At 50.9% G+C, this 7,545-nt stretch carries 7 protein-coding genes; 4 read left to right on the plus strand and 3 right to left on the minus strand.

Features of this window, described 5'->3' with window-relative positions; genetic code table 11:
• Nucleotides 1–376: 376 nt before the first annotated feature.
• The gene (locus tag ACLQ7H_RS24565) at nucleotides 377–1,576 is read right to left on the minus strand and encodes an NAD(P)/FAD-dependent oxidoreductase (protein WP_411754929.1); all 1,200 of its coding nucleotides are present in this window, start codon (nucleotides 1,574–1,576) and stop codon (nucleotides 377–379) included.
• 230 nt (nucleotides 1,577–1,806) lie between these two features.
• Here ACLQ7H_RS24565 and ACLQ7H_RS24570 point away from each other — a divergent pair, with 230 nt between their 5' ends.
• Together ACLQ7H_RS24570 and argO are read left to right on the plus strand one after the other, a co-directional pair.
• Nucleotides 1,807–2,313, plus strand: coding sequence for an RrF2 family transcriptional regulator (locus tag ACLQ7H_RS24570; protein ID WP_411754930.1), 507 nt, complete (start codon nucleotides 1,807–1,809; stop codon nucleotides 2,311–2,313).
• 124 nt (nucleotides 2,314–2,437) lie between these two features.
• Entirely contained in the window at nucleotides 2,438–3,061 is a 624-nt protein-coding gene (argO, locus tag ACLQ7H_RS24575) for an arginine exporter ArgO (RefSeq protein ID WP_411754931.1), read from the plus strand.
• A gap of 160 nt (nucleotides 3,062–3,221) precedes the next feature.
• Here argO and cspA read toward each other — a convergent pair whose 3' ends face one another.
• Complete coding sequence (gene cspA / locus ACLQ7H_RS24580) at nucleotides 3,222–3,434, minus strand: RNA chaperone/antiterminator CspA (RefSeq protein WP_021806212.1); 213 nt, start codon at nucleotides 3,432–3,434, stop codon at nucleotides 3,222–3,224.
• 1,347 nt (nucleotides 3,435–4,781) lie between these two features.
• On the opposite strand from cspA, the gene ACLQ7H_RS24585 reads away from it, so the two are divergent.
• The gene (locus tag ACLQ7H_RS24585) at nucleotides 4,782–5,513 is read left to right on the plus strand and encodes an oxidative stress defense protein (protein WP_411754932.1); all 732 of its coding nucleotides are present in this window, start codon (nucleotides 4,782–4,784) and stop codon (nucleotides 5,511–5,513) included.
• A gap of 37 nt (nucleotides 5,514–5,550) precedes the next feature.
• On the opposite strand, the gene ACLQ7H_RS24590 is transcribed toward ACLQ7H_RS24585, so the two are convergent.
• On the minus strand, nucleotides 5,551–6,444 hold the full coding sequence (locus tag ACLQ7H_RS24590; RefSeq protein ID WP_021179788.1) for a LysR family transcriptional regulator ArgP: 894 nt from the start codon (nucleotides 6,442–6,444) through the stop codon (nucleotides 5,551–5,553).
• Nucleotides 6,445–6,661: 217 nt separating this feature from the next.
• On the opposite strand from ACLQ7H_RS24590, the gene rpiA reads away from it, so the two are divergent.
• Nucleotides 6,662–7,333, plus strand: a complete 672-nt coding sequence (gene rpiA / locus ACLQ7H_RS24595) for a ribose-5-phosphate isomerase RpiA (RefSeq protein WP_411754933.1) — start codon at nucleotides 6,662–6,664, stop codon at nucleotides 7,331–7,333.
• Nucleotides 7,334–7,545 lie beyond the last annotated feature (212 nt).

The following is a 7,545-nucleotide window of genomic DNA, read 5'->3' on the forward strand; positions in this document are numbered from 1 at the left end:
CTCTCCCGCGGGCTTGTTGTCCCAGAGGGGAATCGGGCTGTGGCGTCAGGTACTACTCGGTTAAAGTCTACCCACCTTTGGGGGGGTAATTAAAGTACCTTTAAACATACAAGGGGACCGATCGAGTGGGTTGAAAAACTCGGTGACGCACCTTGATTAGGAAGCCGTTCGAGTTTGCTGAGATGACCCCTTTACTCCCAAAAGAGCAGTGCCTAACAGCTCCCTCTCCCCGTGGGGACTGATCGAGTGGATCTGAAAATTGGGTGACGTACCTTGGGTGAGGGGACGTTCGAGTTTGCTGAGATGACCCCTTTACTTCCAAAAGAGCAGTGCCTAACAGCTCCCTCTCCCTGTGGGAGAGGGTTGGGGTGAGGGCTCAAACAAACGGCGCTAACGGATCGGCGGCTGCAAAGGCCACTTCACGTTCCGCTTGCGGGGGATAGATCAACTCGTTGGTAATGGCGATTTTGATTTTCTTCGCGTCTTCCTTGGTGGATTTCACCACCTGATCCCAACCTTCGCTGTAGACCGCGCCCCATGCTCCAAGATCCAGACAGGTAACGTAATTCACCTGGCGGTAGGGCAGGGATGCAATACCGATCAGATCGGCGGCGACGTTATGGCCGACAAAGCGCCCTAACATGATGGCGTGCTGGCAGGTCATCAGGGCGTGATTGCCTTGATCGTCAGTGCGGGCATTAGCGACATCGCCGGTTGCATAAACCGCGTTTTGCCCAAGTACTCTTAACTGCTCATCGACGTGCAGCCTGCCTTGTGGATCGCGCTCACCCGGGATTTGCCGGGTTAACGGGCTGGCCTGGACGCCCAAGGTTAAAATAACGGTGCTGGAGGCGATATGTTCGCCGTTTTTTAGCGTCAGGCCGCTTGCGTCAATGGCCTTAATTTCGCTATTCAGCCGCCACTCAACGCCCAACTCTGCCGAGGCCTGGCTAATCACGTCGCGTAACTGTTTGCTGTAACGGCCACCCGCCACCGGGCTGCGATCGACGATAATCACGCGAATTGCAGCAGAACTGCCAAGGATTGCCCGTAAACGTGTTGGTAACTCGGTGGCCAGTTCAATGCCGGTAAAGCCGCCGCCACACACGATGACAGTATTACGCGCGCTGCTCTCAGGTTGCTCGGCCAATGCAATCAGATGTCGCTCCAGGCGGGCTGCGCTCTCCATTTGATCGACGTTGAAAGCGTACTGCTGTGCTCCTGGCAGAGTAGGGGCGATGTGGCTACCGGTCGCCATGATCAGGCGATCGTAACGTACGGCAGTCAGTTGCTCCTGCTGGTTGTGATACCAGACCTGCTGGTTGGCACTATCAATTTCACTGGCAATCCCGGCGATGAATTTTATCCCGGTTACCGCGAATAATGGCAACAGGGGAGCAGCGTAGTTTTCCACCTCGGCCTCATAGAAACGGGGGCGAATACGCAGCTCTGCCTGAGGAGACAGCACGGTGATCTCGATATCGTCGCGACCGTGAAGATCGGTTAATCGTGCTGCGCTCAATGCCGCCCACATCCCTGCAAAACCGGCACCCAGGATAAGAATTTGTTGTTTCATGCTGTGACTCCGCTGGTGTTTCATCTGAAAACGGGTTTAATTATTAACTACGACTATATTGATCGCAGTTTAGATCATCAAGCGTTTTACACCATTAATCCGGTGCGTGTAATTTAACTAAATGAATTTATTATCATTTTAAATTTATATAAATGTAGCGATCTGCCAGCATTGCATCGGTAAGGGGAAGAAATTACTATCTAACTCAGAATTAATCGTGCGGAGAAAACATGGCGTTCTACAGTTCCGGGGTGGAGTATGGCATCCATAGCCTGATGTGTATGGTCGATAGCAAAGGCGAAGGGCGTGAGATGAGCGTGCGTGAAATCGCCGAATTGCAGGGCGTGCCTTATGACTACCTGGCCAAGATATTCACCAAGTTTTCCAAGGCGAAGTTGGTTGAAAGCACCGAGGGTAAGGGGGGCGGCTTCCGGCTGGCCAAACCGGCCGATCAGATCACCGTGCTGGATATCGTTGCGGCTATCGACGGCGAAAAGGCGATCTTCGACTGCAAAGAGATCCGCCAACGTTTGGCCGTGTTTGATGAACCGGCGCCCGACTGGGCCTGTGAAGGCATCTGCGGCGTGCGCCAGGTGATGAATATTGCCCAGCAACGTATGGAAGAGGCGTTGTCACAGCATACCGTGCTGGACCTGGTGCGGCGGATGTTAAGAAAGGCGCCGGACGTCTTCCCGATTCAGATTGAAGAGTGGATCGACCATCGCCGTAACGATTGAGCATTAGTATTACTGATGCCTGATTAGAAATATCCATTTCCCCTAATAATTTTCTTTTCGTATGATGCGCGTGTTGAACAGCACACGCCGCTTTCCCCGCGCTGATATATCCAGAAGGAACACCATGTTAGCCATCTATCTACAAGGCTTTGCCTTGAGCGCCGCGATGATCCTGCCGCTTGGCCCACAAAACGTGTTTGTGATGAACCAGGGGATCCGCCGCCATTTTCATCTGATGACCGCCTCGCTGTGCGCGTTGAGCGACATCGTTCTGATTTGTGCCGGTATTTTTGGCGGTAGCGCCTTGCTCAGCAGTTCACCTTTGCTGTTGGCGCTGGTGACCTGGGGCGGCGTTGCTTTTCTGCTGTGGTACGGGTGGGGGGCTTTCCGCACCGCGTTTAGCCAACATCTGGAGCTGGCAGCGGCGCAAGAGATGAAGCAAAACCGTTGGCGCATTGTGGTGACCATGTTGGCTGTCACCTGGCTGAACCCGCATGTGTACCTCGACACCTTTGTGGTGCTTGGCAGCCTGGGAGGGCAACTGACGCCAGATATTCGTTCCTGGTTTGCCCTTGGTGCGGTTAGCGCTTCGGTCGTCTGGTTCTTTGCCTTGGCACTGCTGGCCTCATGGCTGGCTCCGTGGCTGAAAACCCTGACGGCACAACGGATTATCAACGTTCTGGTTGGGCTGGTGATGTGGGGCATTGCGCTACAATTAGCCTGGCATGGGCTAACCTCTAATTGGTAGGAATCGACCATGCCAACCCTATTAGCATTTTAATCATATTCTTGATTTTTCTATACGAAAAAGCCCGCTTTACGAGAGCGGGCTTTTTTATCACTATGGCTTAACTGCTCAGGCTATTTGCCCTCATCGCTATTGCAAGCTCTAGCAAACTTATTGGTCATTAAAGCGCGAAAACGTTACCAGCGGAAGGACCTTTGGCACCATTTTCAATAGAGAATTCTACTTTTTGCCCTTCATCTAACGTTTTAAAATCGTTACTTTGGATCGCAGAAAAATGCACGAAGACATCTTTGCTGCCATCAGCAGGAGTAATAAAACCAAAACCTTTACCTGCATCAAACCATTTTACTAAACCAGTCATTTTATCAGACATAGATACTTCCTTTAATTTTGAGCCACTCAATGTGGCGAACATGGCCTGTTTTGCAGAGATTTACTTATTGGGCACTTAGGAGGAGGCTCATGAAGAAGGGTATCTATGGATAGCACTTGAACTGAGGACTGCTTTACTAAAACTGCTTTCATAAGGTCTGTGTTCCAAACCGATGAGCCATAATAGTCACGTACTGATTAATTTTGCAAGCATTAACTTCACTAACTTTTTTCACTCGTGTACAACGCCTTATCTTTTCGATGACTGTATGTACGGAACACGAAGCTTGGCTGAACCATGAAAGCTAAAAGCCCTGACCGTTGCAGTCAGGGCTTTTAGGGTACTACAAACGTGAGATTTAACATTAATCAACTTAATAACTTGATACTACTGATTTTGGTACTACTCTAAATGCACTTGTTTATCACAGATAATATTGGGTGATAAAAGATAGCTATATCATCCTCCCTATACCGACTGATGTTTATAACGCCTACTAATCCAAAGAAATATCAAAGATTGAGCAGGTTAAACTAGTACATTTCCCCTCGCGATATAAAATACTTGATGCGTAGCCTTACTTTCGTTGCGATAACATTCTTTCAACAATACGCAACATCAAAAAACGATAAATCAGAGCCTTACATCATCGCGTTAACATACATACTTTGCGATTATAGATACTGACTACATGGCCTTAAAACGTAATCGCGTGAGCCTGCTACTCTACCCAACTGCGATTATCCCATACAAAAATATTTCGTGGCCTTTATCGCAAAAAAAACTAAAACCCTATTAAAAATACATACTACTTGCTCTTTATATCAACAGCGAACTGTTTATGTGCCGCTGTTGATGCCTAATTTACGGATTTTAGATACTGTGTCAATACTGTTTTTAATGACATGTTTTTATTATCAGTAAATCCAAGTTAAAACAGGCTCAGCATGAAGGTGTGATAAACATCTGATGATGTTAATACCGGGTTAAAAGGTGTGTTTCTCGCTTGATTTCCTGATAGGTCCTCTCACAATGAAAAACCTCCAGAACTCCGCTCCAACCTTTTTTGGGGCTGAACTCCGTAATGCTTGTTCATCATGCCAATGACGTTTTAGCTTTCGATGGGGGTTATTTATGCAATTTAAGTGAGTTGCGTAATCGGTGGATGGAGGCGTTGCTTCGTCTGTCGCAGATCGTCTGCACTTTTCCTACCAGAAAACGCAATTTCCGGGACGCGATTTTTCAATTTTTTCAGGACAACGCTACCCTTTGTCACTAATCCGAATTCCAAGGGCAGCAGGATGTGCTAGCTTTGAGGACAAGCAATTAGTCATTCAAGGAGACACTGTGAAGCTTAAAGCATTGGCCATGGCCGCAATGATTGGATTAGGCACGTTACCTCTGGCGCTGCAGGCAGCAGAAGTACCTGAAGGGCCGCATGTGGTCACTTCCGGCACGGCCAGCGTAGACGCCACCCCGGATATTGCCACGCTGGCGATCGAAGTCAGCGTCTCTGCCAAAGATGCCGCCCAGGCGAAAAAACAGGTTGATGAACGCGTAGCGCAGTATTTCGACTTCCTGCAGAAAAACGGTATCGAAAAGAAAGATATCAATGCAGCCAACCTGCGTACTCAGCCAGAATATGACTATCTGAAAACCGGTGAATCGCAGTTGAAAGGCTACCAGGCTGTACGCCAGGTGCAGGTGACCTTGCGTCAGTTGGATAAACTCAACGAGCTGTTGGACGGTGCGCTGAAATCGGGCTTGAACGAAATTCGTGCGGTTGAACTCGGGGTGGCTAAACCGGAGGTTTATCGCGAACAGGCACGTCAGAAAGCGATTGAAAACGCCACTCAGCAAGCCGCTTCGTTAGCGCAGGGCTTTAAGGCCAAGCTGGGGCCGGTGTACAGCATTCGCTATCACGTTGCCAACTACCAGCCAATGCCGGTTGCACGCATGTTTAAGGCCGCTTCTGCGGCACCAGAAAGTGATGCCGCCCAGACTTACGAACAGCAAAGCATTCACTTTGACGATCAGGTGGACGTGGTGTTCGAGCTGCAACGTAACGCCGCGCAGTAAGCAATCTCTTACCGGGGCGCGGCGTTACGCTGCGCCTTTAATCCTGCCTTAATACCTGATGCCCATGCGACAATAATGCATCGGTGACCTTACGCATCATGCGGCTCTCCGGCGCAAAACGGTGCCAGAACAGCATACGGCGCTGGAACAGGCCCGGAGTCAGATCGATCAGTTCTCCGCTAGCCAACTCTCGCTCAATCTGCAGATGCGGGATCATACAGCAGGTGGTGCCTTGCCGTGCTAACTGAACAAACGCTTCTGACGAGTTAACGATATGGCAGGGAACGCTGCCCGGCGAGAGATCGAAGTTCTGCTGTAAAAACGCCTGATGCATATCGTCGAGATGATCGAATGCCACCGCCGGTGCCTTCAGTAGGGCGGAACGGGTCACGCCGTTGGGGAAATAGCGATCGGCAAAGGCTTTTGAGGCGACGAACAGATAGTCCAGCGCGCCTAATCGATCGACCAGGCAACTCGGCAGCGGCTGCGGCTGGATACTGACCGCACCCACCACTTCCCCCCGGCGCAGACGTTCCTGCGTGCGGGTTTCGTCTTCTACCTGCAAATTCAGACGCACCGGGGAATCGGCCAGCACTGGCTTTAGCGCCGGTAACAGCCAGGTTGCCAGGCTGTCGGCGTTGACCGCCAATGACAGCAGCAGCGGCGTATCGACCCCATTGTCATTCCCTAACCACTCCTCTTCCAGCAGCTCGACCTGATGCAGCAAGGCCAGCAGTTTTTGACCCTGCTCGGTTGGGCGCGGTGGCACGGTACGTACCAGCAGCGGTTGGCCGAACAGGTTTTCCAACTGTTTGATGCGCTGGGATACCGCCGATTGGGTGATGCAAAGTTTTTGTGCCGCGCGTTCAAAGCCACGCTCACGGATCACCGCGTCCAGCGCTTGCAGCGTTCTATAGTCTGGGCGTTTCATCGGAGAGAAGTTCCCTTTTAGTAAATTGATTCAGGCACTATGCCACATTTTTGCACTTTCTCAGGTGAAAAAATCCCGCTGCTCTTTTCAGCGCGGGCGTCGTAGGGAGGGGGCAGAATTGTGCGTCAGGTTAAATAAGTGTGTTTTAGCCTAAGTTGCTGTCAGTGATTTACCCTATACTACGCACACGTTTTCGTATAAAGGCAATGAACACATCATGACTCAGGATGAACTGAAAAAAGCGGTAGGCTGGGCGGCATTGGAATACGTCAAACCTGGCACTATCGTGGGCGTGGGCACCGGCTCTACCGCGGCTCACTTTATCGATGCGCTGGGTTCGATCAAACACCAGATCGAAGGTGCAGTCTCCAGCTCAGACGCTTCGACCGCCAAGCTGAAAAGCCTGGGGATCCACGTTTTCGATAGCAATGAAGTGGATTCGTTGGATATCTACGTTGACGGTGCCGATGAGATCAACGGCCACATGCAGATGATCAAAGGCGGCGGTGCAGCCTTGACCCGCGAGAAGATCATTGCCGCCATCGCCCGCCAGTTTATCTGCATTGTCGACTCCACCAAGCAGGTTGATGTGCTGGGTAAATTCCCACTGCCGGTAGAAGTGATCCCGATGGCCCGCTCCTACGTGGCGCGTGAGCTGGTCAAGCTGGGTGGCCTGCCGGAATATCGCCAGAACGTAGTGACCGATAACGGCAACGTGATCCTGGATGTGTACAACCTGGAAATTCTCGATGCTGTTGCGTTGGAAAACAAGATCAACGGCATTGCTGGCGTGGTGACCGTCGGCCTGTTTGCCAACCGTGGCGCGGACGTTGCGCTGGTCGGCACGCCGGATGGCGTAAAAAAAGTGGTTAGAGAGTCTAACCGTTAACAGGTTGAGTAATCCCAGCCTGTTCACTAAGTAGGGGCGCTGCATGCTGCGCCCATTTAGCCGCGCCCGTCATAATTCTTGCCCCAAAATATCTTTTCTCAAAATCGACGAATTTGGTGACATATGTCACATTCCGTTAATAACCTCCGTTAAGCTTCTGCCTAAATCTTTCCCAATGGCATTTTCCACCAGAAACCACCGACATCGCTGAG

The sequence above is a fragment of the Serratia sp. (in: enterobacteria) genome (assembly GCF_046715635.1).
Lineage (GTDB): Bacteria > Pseudomonadota > Gammaproteobacteria > Enterobacterales > Enterobacteriaceae > Chania.

Excerpts from the sequence above, each read along its gene's own strand:
- cspA (WP_021806212.1), bottom strand. The coding sequence starts at position 3,434 with ATGTCTGATAAAATGACTGGTTTAGTAAAATGGTTTGATGCAGGTAAA.
- rpiA (WP_411754933.1), top strand. The coding sequence starts at position 6,662 with ATGACTCAGGATGAACTGAAAAAAGCGGTAGGCTGGGCGGCATTGGAA.
- ACLQ7H_RS24570 (WP_411754930.1), top strand. The coding sequence starts at position 1,807 with ATGGCGTTCTACAGTTCCGGGGTGGAGTATGGCATCCATAGCCTGATG.
- ACLQ7H_RS24590 (WP_021179788.1), bottom strand. The coding sequence starts at position 6,444 with ATGAAACGCCCAGACTATAGAACGCTGCAAGCGCTGGACGCGGTGATC.
- ACLQ7H_RS24565 (WP_411754929.1), bottom strand. The coding sequence starts at position 1,576 with ATGAAACAACAAATTCTTATCCTGGGTGCCGGTTTTGCAGGGATGTGG.
- argO (WP_411754931.1), top strand. The coding sequence starts at position 2,438 with ATGTTAGCCATCTATCTACAAGGCTTTGCCTTGAGCGCCGCGATGATC.